We start from the raw sequence: 24509 nt of genomic DNA, 5'->3' as shown, positions 1-24509 counted from the left end.
AAGCAGGAGGGAGTGAGAGGGCAAAATTAATTGGGTGTTTAATATAATTAATGACCTTTTATAAAATAATTTCAGAACAAGGCCAGATTTGATTTTGAATAAGCTCTTTCACACACGCTTTAATTGCTGACTTAGCAGCGAGTGCCGCAGGGGATAATTCTTCTTCGGCAAGGCTAACCAAGTAATTGATTCGTTCAACTTCTGGATCAACCAATTTGAGCAATTGAAGCTTATGTTTGTATTCTTGCAGACAAGCACTTCCGGGGCGGACGCTGGCAAGTTCAAGATGAATCAGGCTATCCATGAGTAAGTGTAGACCATCAATTTCATAGACGACATTAAGCTGTCCAATCTTGTGTTCAAGTAATTTTCTTAAACTGTGACGCTGGCGTGGCAGCACTAAAGGAATGTCACCAATTTGTTGAGACTGAATAATTCCACTTTTGATGCATTCGGCAAGACCGTATTTTTCTAGTACTTCTTTTCGTGCCATTAAATACATTTGCTCGCGTACCAATGGTTGTATTGACCATTGCTTATCAATTTCATTGGTAAAAATAATGGCAATATCAAGCTGACGCGAATTAATGGATTGAATCAGGTTACCCGACAGTGTTTCGACAATCTCTAGACGAATATCTGGATAACGTTCAGACATTAATTTCATTAAAGGGATGCCAATTAAGGCGGTAATGGTGGGTGGAAAACCTAAGCTGACATGGCCTGAAAGCCTTGCAGAGTGAGCAGCATCAACAGCAAAGTTAATCTGTCGTAAAATGAGTTGAGAATGTTTTAAAAAGGCGAGACCAGCAGGAGTAGGTGTGACGCCAAAGGCATTACGCTGCAGCAAGCGAATGCTTAACTCTTGTTCTAGTTTACTAATTTGTTGACTAATTGCTGAAGCACCAACATCAAGTTTTTGGGCTGCTTTACCAATACTGCCTGCTTCAACGACCGTCAAAAAATACTTTATTTGCTTGATTTCCATATATAAATGTCCGTATTAATTTTAGTAAGCGCCAAATTTTCATAGATTTTTTGTATATTAACAGCTGTATATTCTCTTATAAATAATTATCCATTCTCATAAAAGTGATCTTTAACTTTATATTCTAAGAATAATAAAACGATCCTTTTCAGTTTCTCTCACTCCCTTTGCTTGGATTTTTAAGCCTATTTAATTTTACTAATGCCCCCTTTAAATTGTTGGTATCACGATGATTTCTTATTCTGTGCTTTAATCTCCTCAAATTAGAAAGGGAGAGCATTAAATGCATGATGCATTAAAAAATATGATGGGTTTGCAAATTATGAAGAAGCGTACCTGATTAAATAACTATTGGAAAAACGTATGAGTATTTTGCTCACTTGGTCAGAAGGAAAGATTGGGTAAATAGGTTTATTTATTTGAATATTAAACGTTACCCATAGCATGGATATGCAAAAGACAACTCAATAGATTACTTTTTTATTATCTTATTGTTATTCATCAGTATTAATTAAAACCAGTATTTTTGGATATTTTTGCAAAGGTTTTAATTACTCATTATAGATCTGGTGATTGTCATAACTTTCCCTCCACTTAGCTATTTCTTTTAGTCGGTTGATTCGTAATTTTTATAGTAACGCAGCATTGCTGAAGTTCGCTGTGAAAGAGCGCATTTCAAAACACAAGATTAAAACTAAAAACCGGTAAACATGATCGTGCCAAGGAGGTCGATTATGGCGATTGGTAAAAATCAAAATATGAATAGAGCAAAACGTTATAAGGATGTATGTAACATGAAAAATTTAACTTTACTCGCATTAACATGCGTCAGTGTGACAATGGCTGGGTGTGGTTCAGGAAATGCTTCTAAAGAGGCTGGTCAGCCAAAACGTCCGGAATGTATAGCCCCAGCAAAGCCGGGTGGTGGGTTTGATATGACTTGTAAATTAATCCAATCTGGCTTTAAACAAACAGACCAGCTCAAAGACCCAATACGCGTAACCTATATGCCAGGCGGGGTAGGTGCCGTAGCCTATAATAAGATCGTAAACAGTGATCCTGCTAACAATGATGCCGTGGTTGCATTTTCGACTGGTTCACTCTTGAACTTGGCACAAGGAAAATTCGGAAACTTCACTGAAAAAGATGTGAAATGGTTGTCTGGGGTCGCCGTCGATTATGGTTTGGTTTCGGTACATAAAGACTCACCGCTGAAAAACCTTGATGACTTGATGAAAGTACTACGAGAAAACCCAAAAGCACTTAGCTTTGGTGGTGCTGGAAGTGTGGGTGGTCAAGACTGGATGCAAACAGCCATGTTGGCAAAAAAAGCAGGTATTAGTCCGGCCAATTTAAGATTTGTTGCACTTGAAGGTGGTGGGGAAGTGCTGACTTCATTACTGGGACAGCATATTCAAGTTGGGGTAGGGAATATCAGTGAAGTAAGTTCATACCTAGAGTCTGGCGATATTCGGGTTTTGGCAGTTTTTGCAAACAAGCGTTTAGACGGGAAGTTCTCAAAATTACCTACCGCAAAAGAGCAGGGCTATGACATAGAGTGGCCGGTAATTCGTGGTTTCTATATGGGACCACAGGTCAGTGATGAAGCCTATGGCTGGTGGAAAAATGCCTTTGATAAAATGATGGCAAACCAGAAATTTGAGGCAGTACGTAACAATCAAGATTTACTCCCATTTCAGCTGACGGGTGAAGAACTCACTGCCTATGTATATAAGCAGACTGAAGAAATGCGTCAGTTGTCGCAAGAATATAAATTATCAAAATAGCAAACAGGCTGAGCAGGGAAGCTATTTTTCAGCTCAGCTTTTTTTTGAGGATAGAGGATGAAATCTGAACGGATTCTTACGGCCATTATTACGGTTTGCGGATTATTTTTGTTGATTCATGCAAGCAATTTTGAAGCCCCAATCTCCTACGATCCAGTAGGCCCTAAAGCTTTTCCTATTTTATTAATGGGGTTAATTACAGCGAGTGCAGCGTATCTAACTATTCGACCGGCCATTATGTTTGAACCCGTTGAGTTGGGGTGGACAAAACACTTAGTCGTTAAGTTAGCGTTGTGTGCGGTGGCTTTAACGTTATATGCATTAGTTTTTGAATGGCTAGGCTTTATTGTTGCAACTCTATTAATGACCATTGCACTGGGCAAACTTTTCCATGGCAAAACCATACCGGTTTTGGTGACAGGTTTGGTACTTAGCATGAGTACCTACTATATGTTTGACCGTTTCTTGGATGTGCCATTACCACTTGGATTTTTTGGTTAAGGATGACCCGATATGGATGTATTAAATTTTTTAATGATGGGGTTTGAGGTTGCCTTGCAACCGCAGAATCTTCTAATTGCCTTTATTGGCGCATTTATTGGAACAATTGTAGGGTTATTGCCAGGTTTAGGTCCAATTAATGGTGTGGCAATTTTATTGCCGTTTGCTTACGCCTTGGGTTTACCCGTAGATAGTGCCTTGATTTTATTGGCAGCAGTTTATTTGGGCTGTGAATATGGCGGACGTATTTCAGCAATTTTATTAAATGTACCCGGAGATGCTGGGGCAATTATGACCACGCTAGATGGTTATCCATTGGCACAGCAAGGAAAAGCCGGAATCGCACTGTCTTTGTCATCGGTCAGTTCCTTTGTTGGGAGTACTGTTGCCTTTATCGGGATTGTATTGTTCGCTCCTATATTGGCGAAATGGGCAATTGCCTTTGGTCCAGCTGAATATTTTGCCCTGATGGTCTTTGCAATTGTCTGTTTAACAGGTTTAGTCAGTACACAACCATTTAAAACCTTAATTATGGCACTCATGGGCTTAGCGCTTTCAACTGTGGGAATGGATGCAATTACAGGTGTGTATCGCTTTACTTTTAATAGCGTGGGTTTAAGTGACGGAATTGCTTTTACTACTTTGGTTATTGGCTTATTTAGTGTAAGTGAAATTTTATTATTGCTTGAACGTACCACGATTGGTAACGTTGCATTAAAGCAAGGGAAACGTTCACTTTTTAATCTCAAAGAGTTCTTTTTCTCTTTATTTACTATTATTCGCAGTTCAGTGATTGGCTTCTTCTTGGGCATTCTTCCTGGAGCCGGTGCAACAGTTGCAAGTGCAATGGCTTATACCACTGAACGAAAAATGGCAAAGGATAGTAGCAAATTTGGTAAAGGTGACTTACGTGGGCTTGCTGCACCCGAAAGTGCTAATAACGCAGCAGCTTGTGGTTCATTTGTACCAATGTTGACACTAGGTGTGCCAGGCTCGGGGACGACTGCGGTGATGATGGGCGCGTTGCTTATGTACAACATAACACCAGGTCCACAGTTATTTGTTCAGCAACCTGTACTGGTGTGGTCACTGATTGCATCTTTAATGGTGGGTAATATCATTCTGTTGGTATTGAACTTGCCACTGGTAGGTTTCTTTGCCCGCATGTTAAGTATTCCTAATTATATTCTGATCCCGATCATTGCAAGTGTCAGCTTTGTTGGGGTGTATGCTATTCATAGCAATATCTTTGACTTGTTGTTATGTATGGGCTTGGGTGTATTTGGATATATTTTACGAAAATTTGATTTCCCATTAGCACCGCTGATTCTTGGTTTCGTACTTGGAGAGTTGATGGAATCAAATTTACGCCGTGCCTTGTCGATTTCTCAAGGGGAACTTGGCATCTTGTGGAGCAGTAACATCAGTATGGGGCTTTGGATCATGTCAGGATTGTTAGTAATCTTGCCAATCGTTCGTAAGTACTTGTTTATCAAAAAACAACAAGCTTAATAGGACAGCAATAATAGTCAGCATTCGTTGACTATTATTGCTCAGAATTATGGAAAAAATAAGCTCAAATCTCAAAGGATTAGCAATTGCTCTGGTCGGAGCTTTAATTGCCAAATATTTACATATTCCCCTGCCTTGGTTGCTTGGGCCTTTATTGACGGCTTTATTGTTCGGTAGCGTTAGTCATCCACTTGCCTGTGATCCCCATTGGCGACGCATAGGGCAGGTCATTATTGGTATGGCCTTAGGCTTATACTTTACACCAGCCTTGGTACAGGCAGTGGCAGCATATTGGGGTTTTATTCTAATTGGGTTGGCATGGTCACTTGCGTTGGGTACGTTACTGGCTGGTTTGCAATATCGAGTGAATGCCTTGGATTGGGCAACTGCATGGTTTTCTTCTGCCATTGGTAGCGCCAGTGAAATGGTGAATATTGCAGAACGGCATCAAGCTCAAGTTGAGAAAGTCGTTGCTGCCCATAGTTTGAGAATTGTGATTTTGGTTGTGCTGGTTCCAATTTTTATGGAGCTTTATTTTCATGTCGAATGGACTGGTTTAAATATACCAGTGTCGGATCAATTTAGCTTTTTTCAGGTCGTATTGCTGTTTTGTCTGGCCCTATTTGTTGGTAAGATTTTTCAATTTTTTAATCTTTTGAATGCTTGGATTTTGGGGCCACTCGCCATTATCGGGTTATTGTCATTTTGTGGAATACTGCAGATGAAATTGCCTGAATGGTTTACTGCCTTTGGTCAAGTCTGTATTGGTTGGTCATTAGGCAGCAAATTTCCATTTAGCTTTTTAAGAAAAAATAAAAAATTCATTGGGATAACATTGATATTCAATCTGCTGGCTTTGGTGTTATCGATCAGCTTTGCGTTATTACTGGTCAACTTAAGCCATACGGAAAAACAAATCTTGATTTTAGGCCTTTCCCCTGGAGGCATCGCAGAAATGTCACTGATGGCTAAAGCTTTAGGACTCACGGTGCCTATTGTAGTTGCCTTTCAACTCTCAAGATTAATTTTTGTAATTCTCACTACACATTTCTTTTATCAACGCAGTCTTCAACTGTTTTTTAAATCTAAAAAGTAAGTAAGACATTTCAAACAGCTGAAAAGGCTATTTAAGGGGAGAGTATATCTACAATTTTTGTAAATGGATGAACACCACGCTTTATTGAAATAAAACAAATGGAATTTAAAATGAAATTGAAGTCACCTAAGACTCGACTAACGGTATTTATAGCTAGCTTGACGACTATTACTACATTTACTCATGCCAACCAGAATAGTGAAATTGAACAATTGCGTACTGAAGTGAGTGAACTTCGACAAATGCTTCAGGCTCAACAAGCAACACCTGTGACTAGCGTACAGGTTCCATACGTACCTACAGCAAGTGTTGGCGCGCCGGCAGAAAAAAATAATCAAGCTATATTCAAATGGCAAACAAAATCCGGTGCTGATGTGAATTTGTACGGATTTGTTCGTGCTGATACTGCCTATCAGTTTGAAGGTGCGAAAGGTATGTTTAACCGCATTAATAGTGTGTTACTAGAAGGAGATCCTGATAAGCAATCTACTGAAGATCGCTTGGATTCGACCGTAAATGCCTCTCGTATTGGTTTAGATTTTAGCACTCCTGTAGGAGAACAAACGTTAAAAGGAAAACTTGAAATAGATTTCCGTGGTGGACCGAATAAAGATAATGCCCGTCTGCGACATGTCTATTTAAATTATGATCGTTGGTTGATCGGTCAAACGACGTCTACTTTTCTTTCCACTGAAACCGCGCCAGAAATGCTAGATTCAAATACCGCTTTAGGTGGGGGTACCAATCGTAATCCAATGGTGCGTTATTCAGGGCCAATCAATACATCCACCTCTTATTTCTTAAGTTTAGAAAAAGGCAATGATGAGAACCGTCTGCCTTTACTGGCAAGTAAATTGAAATATGAATTTGCCACTGATAAAGGTGTAATGACTGCACGGGGTCTGATTCAAGAAGTACGTCTACGTAATGAAAATGATGAAATTAAAATGGGATGGGGGGCTGCACTAGGTCTTCGTTATAAAATCACGCCATCCTTATTATTTAATAGCAACTATTCGCATGTTTCTGGAGACAATAAATTATTACTGGCTACTTCTGATAATGTCCGTCATATTCAAAACGGAGATGATGTCGAATTAATTGATTTTGATGCATTTCAAATGGGCCTTACTTATCAATTTAATAAAAAACTAAGGGGCACAATAGGACATGGTGCACTGATCTATGAAGATAAAGACGTAATAACAAAAGATGCAAATAAGAAGTTACAACAGAGCTGGGCTAATCTGATGTTTAAACCCAATAAACCCCTAACTTTTGGGGTTGAATATATCTATGGCGAGCGCAACACGGTAAGCCAGCAAGTAGGGAAAGATAAGCGCATAGAAATGATGGCGAAATATGAATTTTAGATGAAAGCTTACATTGCTGATGTATGTACTATCTTAACCAGTGACTATATATCCGATAACTTTATAAGCTAAAGCGAAGGTATATAAATATCATCACTTTAGCATTTCTAGTTTGGTGTGCCGTGATTTATAGAGATATGAAGGATTGGGGAATTTATCATGCGTTTTAATATCAACAGCAATAAATACAAAAGTTTCTTAAAAAATTATCTGAAAGTTTTAAATCATCAGAGTCTTTAATCTTGAGTTCAAAAGCACTTATCTCATTTCAGAGAGGCAATCTTATAATTTTTAAATATGGCATCCACAGTCAACGAATTGGCGTTTGGGGCTAAGCACACCACTCAAAATCTAAATAAAGTGAACAATCAAAATAAAAAAATCCAGGATGGATCCATGATTTTTGTAGTAAGAAATAGAACATTAGTATTGGGAATCGCTTCAATTTGTACAAGTGCATTACAGGCTGCGGCATTTGATAAAACAGGCCAATCCGTCTCAGCATTTTTACAACCGGGAAATTATTTTGAAGCCAGTTTAGGCGTGACAGATACAGATTTAAAAGGAGTGGAATCTGGTACGAACCCTTCACATCAACCACTTTCTGATATCGCTAATACAGATTATCGGCCAACTGCGGCTTTAAAGTTTCAGCTTGCACCGCAGTATTCATTTGGGTTGCTTTACGATCAACCTTTTGGAGCTGACACCGAATATTCTGGCGTAAATGGTTTTGTAGCAACGCCGAAAGATACAGTTATGCTTCCCGGTATTACGTCTACAAGTCTTGCAAATGCGACTTCTGGTCAAGTTCCTACCGGAAATGCTAAATCAGAATTTGATATGCAAAGTTTCAGTTTCATTGCCGGATATCAGCCTAATAAAAACTGGAATATTTTTGCAGGGCCGGTTTATCAAACCTTCAAAAGTCAGGTTAGTTTAAGAGGAAATATATTTAGTCTTTATAATGGCTATGACTTTCAAACTAAAACTGTGGGCGATTGGGGTTGGTTAGCTGGACTGGCTTATCAAATTCCTGAAAAGGCCGTTAAAGTTTCACTTACCTATCGCTCTGCCATTACCCACAAAGTAAACGCGACTGAAAATGCACCGTTAATTGATATGTTAACGACTCAGCAAGGACGCGATTTAGTGAGTCAACATCTCGACTATATGATTTCTATCGGGCAAATGACCGAGCAAAAGAAAAACTATTTAAATCAAATTATTTTAGAATTACCTCATGACGAAGGCTCTGGTACTACCAAATTTAAATCTCCAGACTCAGTGAATTTAGAGTTTCAAACCGGTTTACGTCAGGGAACTTTACTGTTCGGTAGCTTGCGCTGGGTAAACTGGAGTGATTTGGCACTACAACCTTATCGTTTTGGTGAAATTTCAAAAGTTGTCGGGGGCTTATCGACGCCAAGCCGTCCAGAAGGGTTTAATTTGGTTCGTTATGATGAAGACCAATGGTCTTTAAATTTAGGGTTAGGGCAACGTTTTTCACCTAAATGGTTAGGTTCTGTTTCGGTCGGTTGGGACTCAGGTGTAGGCGATAAAGTTTCAACGGGTGGCCCAACCGATGGATATTATAATTTAGGATTTGGTGCTCAATTTAGCCCAACACCACAATACTTTATTTCTGGTGGTGTGAAATATTACTGGCTAGGTGATGCAAAAGCTCAGCTTGGCGCGCAGGCCGGTAGTGATTATTATGTAGGGGAGTTTAAGGATAATCACTCGATTGGGTATGGACTCAAGATTGGTTATAAATTCTAAATAATACAAAAAATTAAAAGAGGAAATAGAGAATGGATTCATTGATAATTACCATATTCTTACCCATAGCTTTGGCCATTATTATGGCTGGTATGGGGCTAGAATTAACCCTCAAAGATTTTAAACGTGTTCGCCAGCACCCCAAAGCGGTGTTTGTTGCATTGTTTTGCCAGCTCGTTATTTTAGTAAGTATTGCATTTGTTATTTGTAAGGTTTTTGCTTTACCACCAATGATTGCTGTCGGGCTGATGTTACTTGCGGCTTCACCGGGGGGTGCCACTGCAAATTTATTTAGCTATTTATATAAGGGCGATATTGCACTTAATATTACTTTAACTGCGATAAATTCAGTGCTTGCTGCTTTTACATTGCCATTGATTGTGAACTTTGCATTACTACATTTCGTTGCAAGTGAACAACACGTTGGATTGCAATTTTCTAAAATAATTCAGGTGTTTGTTATTATTTTAGTTCCCGTCATTATTGGGATGTTGATCAGACATTTCTCACCAAAATTTGCAGAAAGGTTAAATAACCCCGTTCGTGTTTTCGCAATTGTATTTTTACTTTTTGTTATTGCGCTCGCGATTGCCAAAGACTATCAAAAACTTCTCAACTACATTGGGCTAGTGGGTGGAGCAACTTTACTTTTCTGTATTTGTAGTCTTTTGATTGGTTATTTGGTGCCTCGTTTATTTGGTATTAATAGCTTTCAAGCCAAAGCCTGTGCTTTTGAAATAGGAATTCATAACAGTACCTTAGCGTTAACAATTGCTTTAACTGTTATGGCGAGCTCAGACGCAGCTATGCCAGCAGCCGTGTATTCAATCTTAATGTATGTAATGGCAACGCTGTTTGGTACATTATTGAATCGATTAGAAAAGAAAGATTTAGCTAAAAACAAAATAATTATTAACTAACTGCAAAGATTATTAAAACGGAGCTTTATTCATAATGAACAAATTTTTTAAAAACAGCCTATTTTTAGGGTTGTCGACTTTGATTTCAGGTTATGGAACTGTCCTTCATGCAGAAGCAAGTCCAACAACTTTGCCAGCGGTTTCACAAAAAGCGTTAAACATTATTGATGGTCAAACAGAGTGGTTAAGTAAGGTCTATAAAGACATTCATGAGCACCCAGAATTGGGATTTATGGAAACGCGTACTTCTGCCATTGTTGCCAAAGAGCTTAAATCATTAGGGTTTGATGTTAAAACAGGAATAGCAAAAACAGGCGTGGTCGGCATTTTGAAAAATGGTGCAGGGCCAACGGTCATGTACCGTGCCGACATGGACGCCAATACTGTTCAAGAAGCAACTGGTTTACCATACGCAAGTAAAGTGCGGGTAAAACTCGATGATGGAACCGAAACACCTGTTGCCCATATGTGTGGTCACGATGCACATGTGACATGGATGCTGAGTATGGCAAAAACCATGGTGGCTTTGAAAAAGGAATGGAGCGGAACCATTATTTTAGTGGCACAACCTGCTGAAGAGCCTATAACGGGTGCTAAAGCCATGGTGACTGATGGTTTGTGGACAAAATACAATTTACCTAAACCCGATTATTTCTTTGCAGTTCATACCACACCAGCGCCTGTTGGAGTGGTCATTAATGCACCAGGACCACGTATGGCTGGAACCGATCAGCTTGATGTTCTATTTAAAGGTGTAGGTGGGCATGGCTCATTACCCATGTTAACCAAAAACCCAATTAGCATGGCTGCAAATGCGATTACCCAATATCAGACTATTATGGGAAATACGGTTGATCCACAACAAGCAGCAGTTCTATCAATTGGCTCGATCCAAGCTGGAAATTCGAATAACGTGATTCCTTCGACTGCATTGGTCAAAATGAACTTACGCTGGTTTGATCCAAAAGTGCGTGAAACCATGTTAAATAATATTAAGCTTATGAGTGAAGGCACAGCCCAAATGCAGGGTATGGGTAAAGATCAATTGCCAACTTTTACATTCAAAGGTTCAAGCACGCCTGTAGTCAACAATAAAGAATTTTCTGCCCGTTTAAATGGGCCACTAAAAGCGTTATTAGGCGACAAACAGGTTTTAACCAATTTTCCTCCAGTTATGGGTTCAGAAGATGTTCACCATTTGTTAGGTGAACAAAAAGACATTCCATTTAACTTTATGTTTATTGGTGTGGCAGATCCAGTTGTGTTTGCAAATGCAGTAAAGCAAGGCAAACCCGCACCTTACATTCCGCATAGTCCTAACTATGTTGTAGATTTAAAAGCCTTGCCAGTCGGGGCTAAAGTCACCACAGTGTCGATGCTCGAACTGTTAAATAAAAAATAAGATGTTCATAAAAAAGATGCACATGAATGCATCTTTTTTTATCTAAAATTTTTAAAAATTTAAGAACAAGACAGATGCTTTTCCCGATAGTGTAGCGGCGATAAATCTGTCCAGCGTCGAAAAGCACGGGTAAAACTACTCACATCGGTAAAGCCAAGAATATAGGCAATTTCGGTAATATTGTGGCTTGAATTTTTGATATAAGACAACGCGAGCTCGTGCCGTGTATTGTCGAGTAGCTCGCTATAAGAGGTATTTTCTGCCGATAGCTTACGTTGCAGACTCCGTATACTTAAGCCTAAACTTTTCGCAACGTCTTGCTGTTGAAAGTCGCCTGTAGATAATTTTTCAATGAGTTTTACTTTCACACGAGCCAATATATTTTCTTTATCAAAGCGTGCGAGATAACGATTAATAATCTCATCATATTCTTGGGTGAGGCTAGGGTTCCCACCGTCTAAAGGCTGCTCTATGGTTGCTGTGTCAAATACAATCATGTCTTTGAGGGCATTAAACACAGTCGGGGCTTTTAAAATACTTTGAAAAGTTTCTAGATCTTCGGGTTCCGAGCGTCTCAGTTCAATACGTAATGGCGAAAAAACAGAACCTTGTAACGCGCGACTTGAACGAATAAAAACAGAGATAAAAGCATCAATAGATTCGGGTTGAACTTCGTCGGGAACATGAATCACGAAATAATGATTTTTTCCCTCGCCATAAAACTCAAGTTCAGGAATGTCGGTCACTATACGAAAGTAACGAATAATTCTTAAAAACATTTCTTTTAGTGTTGTGCTGGTAATGAGTGAATGGCCCAACACATGAAATGTATTTTGATTGACTTGGCTGGCAACTTTAAGGCCAAAGCATGAGTCCTGAGTCACTTGAACGGCTAATTTCCATAAAGTTGCTGTATTTTTTAATGAATAGCGCGCATCTGGATCGTTTAGGGCCTGAACATCTAAACCAGCTTGTTTTAATAAAGTTTGACTATCCACACCTGCTTTCTCAAGCGCTTTTTGAATCGCTTTAACCCAGCTAGCCAGTGCCGTTGCTGTCTGTGGCATGTTATATCCTATAACTTGTGACTCATATTCCTCACCTCATTATAAAAGATTTCAAAAATAAAAGATCTTTTGTTTATCTCCGCTTTTTACATTTTGGCATCTATGGCTAATAGATTGGCGTTTCGAGTTAAGCATACAAAGGTAGATATAAATAAAGTAGGAACATGAGAAAACTGAGGAATAACGGATGACCTATATTTATAAAAATCCCGCTGGAATGACTGATAGCGAAAAAACGGAACACATTAAAAAAGTGGTCACGGCAGAAGGTGTGGCTTTACGCAAATGCCATCCCATTTTGAACCATCAAAACGCGATAGGAGCGATGATTCTATTTGTTTCCCTCGTTGGAATGATTGCTACAGCCGTACTCTATATCAATCATCAGCTTTCAGCTTGGTTCGCAATTCCAATGATTGCATTTTTTGCATCTCTTACCCATGAGTTAGAACACGACCTGATTCACTGGATGTATTTTAGAAAAAAACCATGGGCACACCATTTAATGATGGGCTTAGTGTGGTTAGCTCGTCCAAGTACCATTAACCCGTGGAAACGCCGTGAGCTTCATTTTAATCACCATAAAAATTCAGGCACTGAAGTTGATTTAGAAGAGAGAGCGCTCACCAATGGAGAGCAGTGGAGCATTCGCCGACTCGTCGCGATTGGTGATAATGGCTTTGCAGTTTTGCTACGCATTATTGCTGCAAGCAATTGGACTGTTAGAAAAGTTATTTTTAAACGTGCGTTTTTAGCTTATTTTCCACTTGGAATTATTCATTGGTCACTTTGGTATATCTTTTTAGGCTTCCATGCAGTTGATATGATCTCAAGCTTGGCAAATGCACCGATCGCATGGTCAGCTACAACCCTAAATGTTATGCATGTGATTAATATTCTGACTGTGGTGTGGATTGCGCCAAATGTGCTGCGTACTTTCTGTCTGCACTTTGTGACAAGCAATATGCATTACTACGGTGATGTTGAATTGGGCAATGTGATTCAACAAACGCAAGTATTAACACCGTGGTGGATGATACCGTTCCAATTGTTCTGTTTTAACTTTGGTTCGACGCATGCCATTCATCATTTTGTAGTGAAAGAGCCTTTCTACATTCGACAAATGACTGCGCCTGTTGCCCATAAAGTCATGCGTGATATGGGTGTTAGATTTAACGATGTCGGAACCTTTAAAAGAGCAAATCGTTGGAATGTAAATGATTTATCTGAATCGAATACTTAACAAATTGATTCTTAGCTCGCTTGAATGGACTGAGTTCTGCACGAAGTACTCAGTCCATTAATTTTTTCTAAACCTTGGAATTTTCAAGAATTTTGTTTTTTTATGAGAAGTAATTAGTTCTGTCACAGAACTAAAGAAACCCTAAACATGAATTTTACTCAGTTTTGAGTGAGACTAAATCATTTTTATTCATGTTGTGATTGCGGTATAAATCTATTCATGCTCTGAAGCGCTCCAGTAATTCAGTTTTGATAAGACCATAAGGCACAAATCTGACAAGGCTGGAAAGTTTAAAAGGAGCTCGAAATTTTTTTAGGTTTATCTCAGAAATTAGGGTACTGATCACAATGAGTAAAGAATTTACATTTACGATTAAGAGTATTTGTTTCGATGAGAACTATCGTCCAGCAGACAATACGCGTATTACAACCAATTTTGCTAACTTGGCGAGAGGGATGAGCCGCGAAGAGAATTTGCGCAACACATTACGGATGATCGACAATCGTTTCAATGCCTTAGCTCATTGGGATAACCCGAAAGGCGACCGCTATGGCGTTGAACTTGAAATCATTTCAGTTGAAATGAATATTGAAGCTGAAAATCGTACAAGTGGGCTTCCTTTAATCGAAATATTGAAAACCAATATTGTTGATAAAAAGACCAATGAACGCCTTGACGGCATTGTTGGCAATAACTTCTCGTCTTATGTACGTGACTATGACTTTAGTGTGCTCTTGTTAGATCACAATAAAAATCAGTCGACTTTTAGCACACCAGAAAACTTTGGTGAACTGCACGGCAACTTATTTAAGAGCTTTATTAACTCTGAGACTTACAGAGCAAACTTTAAAAAAGCGCCCGTGATTTGCCTAAGTGTTTCAACAACTAAAGAATATCAACGTACTGAAAATGAACATCCTGTTTTGGGTGTGGAATACAAGCAAGAAGACTATTCATTAACTGATGAATATTTCCAAAAAATGGGCTTAAAAGTTCGCTATTTCATGCCGAAAAATAGCGTTGCACCTTTAGCGTTCTATTTTACAGGCGATTTATTAAGTGATTACACCAACCTTGAGTTGATCAGCACCATCAGCACGATGGAAACGTTCCAAAAGATTTACCGCCCTGAAATTTACAATGCAAATTCAGTTGCTGGGAAATCTTATCAGCCAAGTTTGAAAAATGAAGATTACTCACTTACTCGAATTGTGTATGACCGAGAAGAACGTAGCCGTTTGGCTATTGAGCAGGGGAAGTTTGTTGAAGAGCAATTTATCAAACCATACCAAGCGATTCTTGAGCAGTGGTCTGCTAAATACGCTCCTAATTAATCAACATATAGGTCATTTATCATGAAATTATTACCGACTTCAACTGCTGGCAGCTTACCAAAACCATCTTGGCTTGCAGAACCTGAAAAGCTTTGGTCGCCTTGGAAACTCGAAAACGAAGGCCTGATTGAAGGTAAAAAAGATGCGTTACGTTTGGCGTTGCACGAACAACAACTTGCTGGCATCGACATTGTGAGCGATGGCGAACAAACCCGCCAACACTTTGTGACCACGTTTATTGAACACTTAAATGGCGTAGATTTTGAGAAGCGCGAAACAGTTCGAATTCGTGACCGTTACGATGCAAGTGTACCTTCTGTTGTAGGTGCAGTGTCTCGTCAAAAACCTGTGTTTGTTGAAGATGCCAAGTTCCTTCGTCAGCAAACCAATCAACCCATTAAGTGGGCGTTACCTGGCCCAATGACCATGATTGATACGCTTTACGATGGTCACTACAAGAGCCGTGAAAAACTTGCTTGGGAATTTGCTAAAATCTTGAACCAAGAAGCGCGTGAGTTAGAAGCTGCTGGTGTAGACATCATTCAGTTTGACGAACCTGCATTTAACGTATTCTTTGATGAAGTAAATGACTGGGGCGTTGCGACTTTAGAGCGTGCAATTGAAGGTCTAAAATGTGAAACTGCGGTCCACATTTGCTATGGTTACGGCATTAAAGCCAACACTGACTGGAAAAAGACATTAGGTTCGGAATGGCGCCAATACGAAGAAGCTTTCCCGAAACTGCAAAAATCTAACATCGATATCATCTCGTTAGAATGTCACAACTCACATGTGCCTATCGATTTACTCGAACTCATTCGCGGTAAAAAAGTCATGGTTGGTGCAATTGATGTTGCATCTAACCAAATTGAAACACCAGAAGAAGTGGCTAACACACTACGTAAAGCACTTCAGTTTGTAGATGCCGATAAGCTTTACCCTTGCACAAACTGCGGTATGGCACCTCTTTCTCGTGAAGTTGCACGTGGCAAGTTAAATGCTTTAAGTGCAGGTGCAGAAATTGTTCGCAGAGAACTTACTGGTTTTGATCTTACTGCTTAATCTTTACCAATAAGTGGTATAAAGGGTTACTTTTTTGATGGCAGTTGATAATCAAACAAGTAACCCTCATTTTACTTACTACATGTCGTTCTAACCAGATCGCATGTCGATAAAGTACCTTCCTGATGGAGTTGGGCGGTATAGCAAACACTCAGGATAAGGTACGATTCAATTTAGGAATAATGTCATGGTTCAAGCAACAGACTTTAGAAATGCAATGTCTTTACTCACAAGTGCGGTTAGTGTTGTGACTACGGCAGGCATGTCTGGTCGTTTTGGATTTACTGCCTCTGCTGTTTGTAGTGTGACCGACACACCACCGACATTATTGGTGTGTATGAACCAATCTGCGAGCTCACATGCACATTTCCTAGATAACAAAATTTTAACTGTGAATGTTTTAGGCGCACACCACGAACATATTTCAAAAGCATTTTCATCTAAACTCACGCCAGAAGAACGCTTTAAACATGGCGCATGGATTGAGCTAGAAACAGGTTCACCTGTGTTAGATGATGCTTTGGTCAGTTTCGACTGCGAGATTGAACAAATTCAACAAGTGGGCACGCACACTATTCTTATTTGTCCGATTGTTGCGATTAAACAAAGCGAGCATGACCAAAGTTTGGTTTATTTTAACCGTGCTTATCATCAAGTGGGGCAGACGGAGATTGTCTAAACTGACTTTCCGCTGTGTACTCTCACATTAAAAGTTAAAAGATAGAAATCAATAAGCACGGATCGCTTCTCTCTAACTTTAAAAATACAATTGAATATAATATCTAAAATAATAATTAAGTTAATCTAATGAAAAATAATAATAAATTTAAATACTTGTCATAAAAGCTACATTGACACTTCTAAACTCTCGGATTATGCTTTGCGTGCTGGCCACATTGCCAGCCGGCTTTGACAGGCTGATCTTTGAGGACATTGAAAAAACTTGTTTTTTTGATGTAGACCCACTCGTCTCCCTTTTTGTAGCGGTAGGACGGAAGGGGGACACCTTCGGGTGTGCTGGGTTCTCGAAGCCAGTCTGTCAACCCTCTTTCGTTCTGCCACCATAATTCCAAATGAATGCTTTGGCAGAACTCCCAAAATCAGGAGTTGGCTATGCACATCCATTATTTCTTGGCCCTCAGTGCCAAAAGCTATAACGACACAGCTTAAAAATTTAAAGCAGCTTGAACGCCATAAGGTTTTCAGGCTTTAAGTCATTTTTACTTAAAACTTAGCAATAACAAAACTTGAGATGTGCCAAGCACCGTCTTATGGCTTTGCTGTGCCTTTTTTTCTCCCAGAAAGGGCACAGGCTTTTTATCTCATTTAGAAACAACAAGAATTTATAACGGTAAAACGATGCCAACTTTAGAAATATCTTCCAAAAAATTACAGGTTGTTCAAACCGCCATCCAACTTTTTACGACGCATGGATTCCATAATGCAGGAGTAGACCTAATTGCCAAAGAAACTAAAATTCCGAAAGCTACGCTTTATAACTACTTTCACTCCAAAGAGAAGCTCATAGAAACGTGTATAAGCTTTCAAAAAAGCCGACTGAAAGAAGAAGTACTGGCAATTGTCTATTCACACCGTTACGCAAGCCAAACCGATAAACTCAAAGAAATTGTCCGTTTACATGTCGATGTAAATAGCCTTTACCACCTTTTGTTTAAGGCTATTTTTGAAATAAAACTGCTTTATCCAACGGCTTACCGCATGGCCGTTGAATATCGAAAATGGCTACTTCGAGAGCTTTTTGATTTGGTTTTTAGTCTGGAAAACAACACACTCAAACCCGATGCAAACATGGTTTTAAACCTAATTGATGGCTTGATGCTAAAAGTGTTGAGTTCAAATAGTGTGGAAGAAAGGGATATGGTATTGGAAAGGTTTTGGGGGAGGGGTAATACTGTTAAGATTAAATAGTTACTAAATAAATCCATTCTAAAAAGGAGAAAATAATGAGAACTTTATGCCAAGTCGCAGCAAGTCAGTTAAATATAGGGGCATGGTATCAAAAGGGATTCGAGCACAAAGGAATATTATTTATTCCACCTGCTCATTACCATTCTTCAGAAGCGATGGGTGGACAATGCGCAAATTGCCATACGATTGTATGGATCACTGGACGTAATGATCCTATTTTAAATGAGGATGCTACAGATATCCCAGATAGCGGTCCACTTTATAGAGAGTATTATCAAAATAACCTAAAACGCTTTTTACAATCTTTACCCTGTTGTCCGAACTGCCATCAACAAACTTATGATTTATTTATAAATAATATAGTTACGCCAAGGTACCAAAATGGAGACGATCCTTTATTAGATAAAGATCAGGAAGTAAATGAGGAAATGTCAGCCAAGATCAAGGATATACCTGTGTGGTGGTATGGGGATGAAGCGGAGGCTAAAAGATTGAAATTGAATTTTTTATGAGGAGTTGCCTGATTAGCTCAAGTGGGGAGGAGCTTAATTAATCAGTTTAGTCTTGGACAAAGTGGCAGTATACTACTGAAGTAGAAAATCAATTAGCCCGAAATATTGGGAAAAGTTTGGAATCGAAAATGATAAGAAAAAACACCAAGATCGGTGATATTTTTGTTGTTAAAGTAGACAATGATAAGAAAAAATATTTTCAATTGATTGCTTTTGATTTAACTCAACTAAATAGTGATGTGATTAGGGTCTTTAAAAAAATATACCCATTGGAAACTGATATTGATTTATTGGAAATCGTAAATGGTGAAGTAGAGTTTTATGCTCATTGCGTGACTAAGCTTGGACTAAAAATGAACTTATGGGAAAAAGTTGGAAATACCAGTGAAATTGGTGATCTTTTTAATATTCTTTTTCGGGATACGAATGACTATGGAGCACAAGTTGGTGCAGAGAAGATTAAAGTATCTGAAAATTGGTATGTATGGCATATAAATGATAATGACTTTACTCGTGTAGGGAGATTAGAGGGAGAAAATCGTAAAGCAGAAATTGGAGTAGTTATTAATCCTTATGATATTGTAAAACGTATAAAAACAGGGAAATACGATTTTGTATATCCTGATTTTGAGTAAAAGTTAATGTTATATCCCTCTCTATTATGCTTATGACTAGATTATCTACTGGTCGTGCGAAAAAATTAGGTCGTCTGGAACTTCTATAAAGAACTTTCATACTCCACATACCCATCCTCAATGGCTGGAATAATCTCTACAAACTCAAAGTAGGGCACTGTGCAAAACTCAGAGTCTCGAATCGCATCAATCACAAAATAATAATCTTGCAGAGATGTCGTCTCAAACACAGCAATATCACTCGCTTTAGTACTAAACGTCTCAACGTCATACCAGCGAATTTTTACAGTTGGGTACTTCCTCAATTGAGTAATCTTTGTTTATGAGAGGCAAGATATTACATAGGTGCTACGGTATCTACAAAGTGAATGATCTTGGTATTTACTTCATCAGCATACTCTCCGTTGATTGCATGTGAAGCATCTTTAATCATATCTACAGTACCTTTCTTTAGGCTCTCTTGCGCATTGGAAACGGCAGTTTCAGAGTCATTCATAACACTGCGACCTGCCATCAAAGCAAAGACGGGGATATCGATACGTTTTAATTGTTCTTTACTAATCCGTGTTGGTGTTGGTGTCTTGACTGAGAACGTATGCATCCCTGTTTCAATGAGCTGCGCGACGGGGTCATCTGCTTTGACCGTGGCTCCTCCTGAAATATAGCTCAGCATATAATTGCGTATAGGTGTTGGAATCACAGTAATTGATGCTGGAATTGAGATGAGGATTGTGGTCAGCGGAATATTATCAAATACAAATACAGGATCGATAAGACTAAGACTTGCTACCTTATTGGGAAAGTGCACGACATAGTTAGTTGCTGTCCAACCGCCAATAGATACACCTATAAGATGAAGCTTACTCTCAGGCAATTGAGTCAGTGCTTCATCTAGCCATTTTGCTTGATCTTCAGCGTTGGTAATCGCTTTAGTTTGCTTACTCATTCCGGCTTCATTGATTAAGTCGACGGTATAGACTGAACGACTCTTTAATAAACCCGCAAGGTTTGGGCTCCACATGGGTGTAGATGCTGATCGGCCCGGTAGTAGTACAAAGGGTTCTTTTGTATTCTTGCCACTATCAAAATAATAAACTCGAACCGTGCCATATGATGTCTTTAGGTCAAGTGTTTTTTTGGGCGTGGGCAAGTTCGCCATTGCTCGATCGTAAGCTCTTTTAAATTTTAGCTTGCCTGTATCAGATGTATAATGACTCAATGGATTAGTATCTCGATCGATAAATAGACCCGCACCAATCAAGATTGTGAGGCCAATAGTGCTGAAAAATAATTTCTTTTTCATTGAGTCATTCCTAAATAAAGCATACGTTGGACGACACAGATAGATGATTTTTTCAGTGTAGAAACTAGTTAAGCTTTATACTATTTCAATTGTGTTTTGCTTTTAATATTCTTCAAATACATCATGCTGAATATAGAAATGAAGGATGCCAATAAATTTCCTTTTTCAAGAATAATGGCTCTTCATTTATTAACGTAAGCTAAATTCATAAGCATTGTAAACTTACATACTTATGGTAACGATATAGGTACTTCACTTAAAAATTATGACATTTAGAAGGTTTATCGTGCTTCTTTTATAAACAACTTTCGTACTCTACACGACGCCGCAGATTTAAAGGAAAAACTAAAGCTCATCATACAGGCTGCTGTGCAACATCAATTGAGTCGTCCACAGTTGGCACGAACACTAGAATTTGCTTCTGAACTGATTGGAAAAGACTTTGAGGAAAGCGAGCTTCAACATGAGCTTGAGACCATCATTTCTGATCTGTTTATTCGTTCTGGTATGCCACACGCTCAGACAGCCGCACAAGATGTAATTGCTTTAAGCAAAGGAACGATTAACGCGGCAGGCATAGCAGGGGAACGTGATTTAAAACATTTACAGCAGCGAGTTGAAAAGGCTGTATTTGGCTATTTAGATCTCACATAAAGATCATATATTTTGTATAAAGATGCCAATGTAAAAGGGTTACTATTGGCAACCTTTTTTAAGCACAACACATGTGCTCTAAAATAAATAGAAAATATTTTATTTTTTTGATGTGTTTTAATTATATGTTTTAATTTTATTTTAAATTAATCCTTATTGATGAATTTAAATAAATAATATATTTTTGAAGAAGTATATATATTAGAGTTTATAGCCTACCACTTCCCCAAGAGGTAGGTTTTTTTATGGAAATTATTTATTCTAATAATTGAATTTTATAGTTTTTATAGGTGTTTAATTAGTTTTAAATATATGTGTTTAAAACTCACTTTTATAATTTAAATTATAAATAAATTAAATGTTTAGTTTCTATTGTTAAAAATTAATCATTTTTTGCTTTATTTTTTTGCTAAGAAAATTATTCTGAAAATTATTTATTTAAAGTATGGAATTTAATATTTTTGATAATTTTTAACTGAGTTTTGGATTGTTTTACAATATTTCAAGAGATTAGATCTTCTAATGAGTAAATTGCCTTTTTTCCACAATGATTTCCAACTTATAATCAGATCAGGTACGAAGTTTTTTATATTTTTTTTTATTGCTTCTAGTGTATCAATATCAATTACAAAGGCAGATACCGCGTCTGTTAACTCAGGAAAAAGCTTAACAAAAAAAGTTTCTCAACTCTTTAAACCCACGCCAGATGAAAGCTACCGATCTGTCGATTTTCAAAAATTAAGCAATTTAGGGTTTGATCAGAGCCAATTTCAACGGCTAGAAAATGATGGGAACTATTTACCAACATCTACTGCGATGTGGAACAATCAAGTCAGTTTAATTGATGCGATTCAATATGCAGTTCAACGAAACCCTAATATTTCTCAAGCCATTTCAACTTTAGCTGGCCAAAACGCGGGTATTGATTTTGCCAAGGCAGGTTATTATCCCCAGCTTTCAGGTGGTATCAGTACAGGTGACTTGAGTAGTGGTGAGCGGGGGAGACAGTTACTCACGTTATCTGCAACTCAAATGCTTTTTGATTTTGGCAAAGTAAAATCAGGTGTATCGGTTCAGCAGGCTAAGGTTCAGGTTGAGCAGGCCAATGTGCTGGTCAGTATTGATGATATTGCACTTGATGTTGCGCAATCGATTGTCAATATTCAGCGCTATCTTCAATTAAATAAAATTGCCGAGCAGCAAATTGCAGGTATTCAACGAATTCAGGACATTGCTAATTTACGTGCAAATGCAGGCATTAGTAGCCAAGCTGATCCAGTTCAGGCACAAACATATTTAGAATCTGCACAATCAACACTAATTGCTCAGCAATCCTTATTACGTCAGTACCAACAACATCTAAGAACTCTGGTAGGAGTCGATGTTTTTAATAAAGTATGGGTCATTCCTGATGATTTGGTGAAGCAATCTGGTCTCTATAGTGAGCCTGAATTCAATACCATCCCAAAAATGATTGCTGCTCAAGCGGGTGTGGAAGTTGCCAAGGCACAAAAGGAACAGACTCGACTGAGTCGGTATCCGACTTTGGCGGTAAAAGGGTCCTTAAGTCAGGCCATTAACGGCAGAAATCCAAACAATGATAAGGATGACGGTCTATATAGTTCCGTCATGCTTGAAGCAAGCAGTCAGTTTTATCAAGGTGGCGCAGTTTCTTCTCAGGTCAAAATGGCAAGCTATGCCGAAGAAGCAGCTATATCTCAGGTCAATTCAGTTTATCTGGATATTCTTGACCAGATCAGAACCAGCCGTGAGCAAATTGAAAATAAACAACGTCAAATGCAGGTGCTGACTAATCGTCAGGCAACAACCGTTCGTACACGTGAACTTTATCAAGAGCAGTACAAGCTCGGGACACGTTCATTGGTCGATTTGTTGAATGCAGAACAGGCCATTCATAGTGCCAATTCAGAACTCGAATCTGCACGTTATGACATTTACAACAGTATTGTTCAGTACATTTCGGCAACAGGACGTTCCCGCCAAGCCTATGGCTTAAATAATATTTCAATTCAGGGGTTCGAAGTACAACCATGATGACAAAAATAAACTACCAGCCCTGGTTACAGGCAGTCTTAACGATTGCTAAACATTATCGAATTGAGCCTTCAGAAGAAAGAATCCGTTTACAACTTGACTGGAACCAGAATCAAAACCTTGATGATGTTTTACAGTTAATGACACGTCAAGTTGGACTAAATTTACGTAAAGTGCCTTTTTCATTAGATTTACTTAATCCGTGGCGGCTACCTGTTTTGGTCGAGTTTAATGACGGGCAAGTCGGTGTTATTGATAAAGCAGATACCCAAGGAAATGTCAGTATCCAGTTTAGTGGAGATCAAGGGCTTTCGCAGAATGTCTCTTTAGGTGCTTTAAAAGATAAGGTTAAGAATGTCTATATTCTGCGTCCTGAAACCTCTATTCCCGATGCACGTATTGATGAATATATCAAACCGTATGAAGCAAGCTGGTTCTGGTCAATTGTTCTAAGAGACTGGAAGCGTTACGTTGATATTATGTTTGCCTCACTCATTGCCAATATTTTGGCATTGGCAACCATTATTTTCTCAATGCAAGTCTATGACCGCGTTGTTCCATCACAGTCCATTCCAACCTTATGGGTTCTAGCGGGCGGTGTACTCATTGCTGCTATTTTTGAGTTTACCTTACGTATATCAAGGGTGTATTTATCCGACATTATTGGTAAACGTGCTGACTTACGGGTTTCTGACCGTGTATTTGGTCATGCCTTAAGAATCAAGAATAAAGACCGTTCAAAGTCTACCGGTAGTTTTATTTCCCAGATTCGTGAACTCGAAGGTGTTCGTGAACTGGTGACTTCAACCACCATTAGTGCAATTGCAGATTTCCCATTCTTTTTCCTGTTCCTGATCATCTTTGCCATCATTGGCGGCAAGCTGTTCTGGGTGATGTTGCTGGTTGTTCCGCTTATGATTTTGCCGGGTATTCTGGTGCAGAAAAAGCTAGCGCAACTTGCACAGGAAGGTATGAGAGAATCTTCAATCCGTAACGCAATTCTGGTTGAAGCGGTGCAGGGTATTGAAGATATCAAGCTATTGCGTGCCGAATCGCGTTTCCAGAATCAGTGGAACCACATGAACGAAGTTTCAGCCGATATTGGGATGAGACAGCGTAAAATTGTCGGTACCTTAATGTCATGGACTCAAATGCTTCAGGGTCTGACCTATGCGATTGTGGTTCTGGTTGGATGTTTTGCGGTAATGGAGGGTGAAATGACTACGGGTGCTTTAGTGGCCTGTTCAATTTTATCTTCACGAATGTTAGGGCCGATTGCACAAATTACGGGTGTTTTAGGACGTTTACAGCAGGCGAAAGTTGCTAAACAAAGTCTGGATGAACTCATGCAACG

The 24509-nt window shown here is 38.8% G+C and carries 20 protein-coding genes and 2 pseudogenes; 18 read left to right on the top strand and 4 right to left on the bottom strand.

The genetic code is table 11. The features are described from left to right. Nucleotides 1-58: 58 nt before the first annotated feature. Complete coding sequence (locus tag MSG66_RS06225) at nucleotides 59-988, bottom strand: LysR family transcriptional regulator (protein WP_133975226.1); 930 nt, start codon at nucleotides 986-988, stop codon at nucleotides 59-61. A 734-nt stretch (nucleotides 989-1722) separates the two neighbouring features. Between MSG66_RS06225 and MSG66_RS06220 the strand changes: the two genes are divergently transcribed. The 8 genes from MSG66_RS06220 (at nucleotide 1723) to MSG66_RS06185 (ending at nucleotide 11361) form a co-directional block, all read left to right on the top strand. Further along, nucleotides 1723-2775 carry a Bug family tripartite tricarboxylate transporter substrate binding protein gene (locus MSG66_RS06220; protein WP_133975224.1) on the top strand — a complete coding sequence of 351 codons (1053 nt, stop codon included), beginning with the start codon at nucleotides 1723-1725 and terminating at the stop codon, nucleotides 2773-2775. Between the two features lie 57 nt (nucleotides 2776-2832). Then, the gene (locus MSG66_RS06215; RefSeq protein WP_133975222.1) at nucleotides 2833-3276 is read left to right on the top strand and encodes a tripartite tricarboxylate transporter TctB family protein; all 444 of its coding nucleotides are present in this window, start codon (nucleotides 2833-2835) and stop codon (nucleotides 3274-3276) included. 12 nt (nucleotides 3277-3288) lie between these two features. Continuing rightward, nucleotides 3289-4788, top strand: coding sequence for a tripartite tricarboxylate transporter permease (locus MSG66_RS06210; RefSeq protein WP_133975221.1), 1500 nt, complete (start codon nucleotides 3289-3291; stop codon nucleotides 4786-4788). Nucleotides 4789-4837: 49 nt separating this feature from the next. Further along, nucleotides 4838-5884: an AbrB family transcriptional regulator gene (locus tag MSG66_RS06205; protein ID WP_324652983.1), complete on the top strand. Its 1047-nt coding sequence runs from the start codon at nucleotides 4838-4840 to the stop codon at nucleotides 5882-5884. Nucleotides 5885-5994: 110 nt separating this feature from the next. Then, nucleotides 5995-7257, top strand: coding sequence for a DcaP family trimeric outer membrane transporter (locus MSG66_RS06200; protein ID WP_324652981.1), 1263 nt, complete (start codon nucleotides 5995-5997; stop codon nucleotides 7255-7257). Between the two features lie 396 nt (nucleotides 7258-7653). After that, the gene (locus MSG66_RS06195; protein WP_324652980.1) at nucleotides 7654-9039 is read left to right on the top strand and encodes a long-chain fatty acid transporter; all 1386 of its coding nucleotides are present in this window, start codon (nucleotides 7654-7656) and stop codon (nucleotides 9037-9039) included. A gap of 32 nt (nucleotides 9040-9071) precedes the next feature. Then, nucleotides 9072-9959 carry a bile acid:sodium symporter family protein gene (locus tag MSG66_RS06190; RefSeq protein ID WP_133975213.1) on the top strand — a complete coding sequence of 296 codons (888 nt, stop codon included), beginning with the start codon at nucleotides 9072-9074 and terminating at the stop codon, nucleotides 9957-9959. A gap of 34 nt (nucleotides 9960-9993) precedes the next feature. Then, nucleotides 9994-11361: an amidohydrolase gene (locus MSG66_RS06185; RefSeq protein ID WP_324652977.1), complete on the top strand. Its 1368-nt coding sequence runs from the start codon at nucleotides 9994-9996 to the stop codon at nucleotides 11359-11361. A 59-nt stretch (nucleotides 11362-11420) separates the two neighbouring features. On the opposite strand, the gene MSG66_RS06180 is transcribed toward MSG66_RS06185, so the two are convergent. Further along, the gene (locus MSG66_RS06180) at nucleotides 11421-12428 is read right to left on the bottom strand and encodes an AraC family transcriptional regulator (RefSeq protein ID WP_324652975.1); all 1008 of its coding nucleotides are present in this window, start codon (nucleotides 12426-12428) and stop codon (nucleotides 11421-11423) included. A 217-nt stretch (nucleotides 12429-12645) separates the two neighbouring features. Between MSG66_RS06180 and MSG66_RS06175 the strand changes: the two genes are divergently transcribed. The 7 genes from MSG66_RS06175 to MSG66_RS06145 all read left to right on the top strand — a co-directional run bounded on the left by MSG66_RS06175 (nucleotide 12646) and on the right by MSG66_RS06145 (nucleotide 19143). Beyond that, nucleotides 12646-13671, top strand: a complete 1026-nt coding sequence (locus tag MSG66_RS06175) for a fatty acid desaturase (protein ID WP_324653007.1) — start codon at nucleotides 12646-12648, stop codon at nucleotides 13669-13671. 347 nt (nucleotides 13672-14018) lie between these two features. Beyond that, a complete protein-coding gene (locus tag MSG66_RS06170; protein ID WP_324652973.1) occupies nucleotides 14019-15005 on the top strand; it encodes a DUF1852 domain-containing protein in 987 nt (328 codons plus the stop codon). Between the two features lie 18 nt (nucleotides 15006-15023). Beyond that, nucleotides 15024-16067 (top strand): methionine synthase, encoded by a 1044-nt coding sequence (locus tag MSG66_RS06165; protein WP_324653005.1) that lies wholly within the window; start codon nucleotides 15024-15026, stop codon nucleotides 16065-16067. A 187-nt stretch (nucleotides 16068-16254) separates the two neighbouring features. Continuing rightward, the gene (locus MSG66_RS06160; RefSeq protein ID WP_003655947.1) at nucleotides 16255-16746 is read left to right on the top strand and encodes a flavin reductase; all 492 of its coding nucleotides are present in this window, start codon (nucleotides 16255-16257) and stop codon (nucleotides 16744-16746) included. Nucleotides 16747-17426: 680 nt separating this feature from the next. After that, on the top strand, nucleotides 17427-17996 hold the full coding sequence (locus MSG66_RS06155; RefSeq protein WP_324652970.1) for a TetR/AcrR family transcriptional regulator: 570 nt from the start codon (nucleotides 17427-17429) through the stop codon (nucleotides 17994-17996). Nucleotides 17997-18031: 35 nt separating this feature from the next. Further along, nucleotides 18032-18508, top strand: a complete 477-nt coding sequence (locus MSG66_RS06150) for a hypothetical protein (RefSeq protein ID WP_324652968.1) — start codon at nucleotides 18032-18034, stop codon at nucleotides 18506-18508. Between the two features lie 128 nt (nucleotides 18509-18636). Beyond that, nucleotides 18637-19143 carry a hypothetical protein gene (locus MSG66_RS06145; protein WP_133975195.1) on the top strand — a complete coding sequence of 169 codons (507 nt, stop codon included), beginning with the start codon at nucleotides 18637-18639 and terminating at the stop codon, nucleotides 19141-19143. Nucleotides 19144-19226: 83 nt separating this feature from the next. Here the strand turns inward: MSG66_RS06145 and MSG66_RS06140 are convergent. Together MSG66_RS06140 and MSG66_RS06135 are read right to left on the bottom strand one after the other, a co-directional pair. Next, nucleotides 19227-19442, bottom strand: a pseudogene (locus MSG66_RS06140) (darcynin family protein); the annotation flags it as partial. A 38-nt stretch (nucleotides 19443-19480) separates the two neighbouring features. Next, nucleotides 19481-20302 (bottom strand): alpha/beta fold hydrolase, encoded by an 822-nt coding sequence (locus MSG66_RS06135; RefSeq protein WP_197730936.1) that lies wholly within the window; start codon nucleotides 20300-20302, stop codon nucleotides 19481-19483. Between the two features lie 462 nt (nucleotides 20303-20764). Here MSG66_RS06135 and MSG66_RS06130 point away from each other — a divergent pair. The 3 genes and pseudogenes from MSG66_RS06130 to MSG66_RS06120 form a co-directional block, all read left to right on the top strand. Further along, nucleotides 20765-21100, top strand: a pseudogene (locus MSG66_RS06130) (TetR/AcrR family transcriptional regulator); the annotation flags it as partial. Nucleotides 21101-21622: 522 nt separating this feature from the next. After that, entirely contained in the window at nucleotides 21623-23155 is a 1533-nt protein-coding gene (locus MSG66_RS06125) for a TolC family outer membrane protein (RefSeq protein WP_420714249.1), read from the top strand. Further along, nucleotides 23152-24509 (top strand): ABC transporter transmembrane domain-containing protein (locus MSG66_RS06120; RefSeq protein WP_324652964.1); only part of this gene is annotated, 1358 nt, incomplete at its 3' end. The genes MSG66_RS06125 and MSG66_RS06120, both read left to right, overlap by 4 nt.

Source organism: Acinetobacter sp. IK31 (genome assembly GCF_035615195.1).
Classification (GTDB): Bacteria; Pseudomonadota; Gammaproteobacteria; order Pseudomonadales; family Moraxellaceae; genus Acinetobacter; species Acinetobacter calcoaceticus_C.
The sequence above is the reverse complement of the archived record's forward strand: the minus strand, read 5'-3'. Positions and strand labels throughout refer to the sequence as shown.

Bases quoted from the DNA above. Each gene is read 5' to 3' on its own strand.
- MSG66_RS06125 (WP_420714249.1), top strand. From the start codon at position 21,623: ATGAGTAAATTGCCTTTTTTCCACAATGATTTCCAACTTATAATCAGA.
- MSG66_RS06160 (WP_003655947.1), top strand. From the start codon at position 16,255: ATGGTTCAAGCAACAGACTTTAGAAATGCAATGTCTTTACTCACAAGT.
- MSG66_RS06210 (WP_133975221.1), top strand. From the start codon at position 3,289: ATGGATGTATTAAATTTTTTAATGATGGGGTTTGAGGTTGCCTTGCAA.
- MSG66_RS06220 (WP_133975224.1), top strand. From the start codon at position 1,723: ATGGCGATTGGTAAAAATCAAAATATGAATAGAGCAAAACGTTATAAG.
- MSG66_RS06135 (WP_197730936.1), bottom strand. From the start codon at position 20,302: ATGGCGAACTTGCCCACGCCCAAAAAAACACTTGACCTAAAGACATCA.
- MSG66_RS06185 (WP_324652977.1), top strand. From the start codon at position 9,994: ATGAACAAATTTTTTAAAAACAGCCTATTTTTAGGGTTGTCGACTTTG.
- MSG66_RS06155 (WP_324652970.1), top strand. From the start codon at position 17,427: ATGCCAACTTTAGAAATATCTTCCAAAAAATTACAGGTTGTTCAAACC.
- MSG66_RS06205 (WP_324652983.1), top strand. From the start codon at position 4,838: ATGGAAAAAATAAGCTCAAATCTCAAAGGATTAGCAATTGCTCTGGTC.
- MSG66_RS06180 (WP_324652975.1), bottom strand. From the start codon at position 12,428: ATGCCACAGACAGCAACGGCACTGGCTAGCTGGGTTAAAGCGATTCAA.
- MSG66_RS06150 (WP_324652968.1), top strand. From the start codon at position 18,032: ATGAGAACTTTATGCCAAGTCGCAGCAAGTCAGTTAAATATAGGGGCA.
- MSG66_RS06170 (WP_324652973.1), top strand. From the start codon at position 14,019: ATGAGTAAAGAATTTACATTTACGATTAAGAGTATTTGTTTCGATGAG.
- MSG66_RS06175 (WP_324653007.1), top strand. From the start codon at position 12,646: ATGACTGATAGCGAAAAAACGGAACACATTAAAAAAGTGGTCACGGCA.
- MSG66_RS06195 (WP_324652980.1), top strand. From the start codon at position 7,654: ATGATTTTTGTAGTAAGAAATAGAACATTAGTATTGGGAATCGCTTCA.
- MSG66_RS06215 (WP_133975222.1), top strand. From the start codon at position 2,833: ATGAAATCTGAACGGATTCTTACGGCCATTATTACGGTTTGCGGATTA.
- MSG66_RS06190 (WP_133975213.1), top strand. From the start codon at position 9,072: ATGGATTCATTGATAATTACCATATTCTTACCCATAGCTTTGGCCATT.
- MSG66_RS06145 (WP_133975195.1), top strand. From the start codon at position 18,637: ATGATAAGAAAAAACACCAAGATCGGTGATATTTTTGTTGTTAAAGTA.
- MSG66_RS06225 (WP_133975226.1), bottom strand. From the start codon at position 988: ATGGAAATCAAGCAAATAAAGTATTTTTTGACGGTCGTTGAAGCAGGC.
- MSG66_RS06200 (WP_324652981.1), top strand. From the start codon at position 5,995: ATGAAATTGAAGTCACCTAAGACTCGACTAACGGTATTTATAGCTAGC.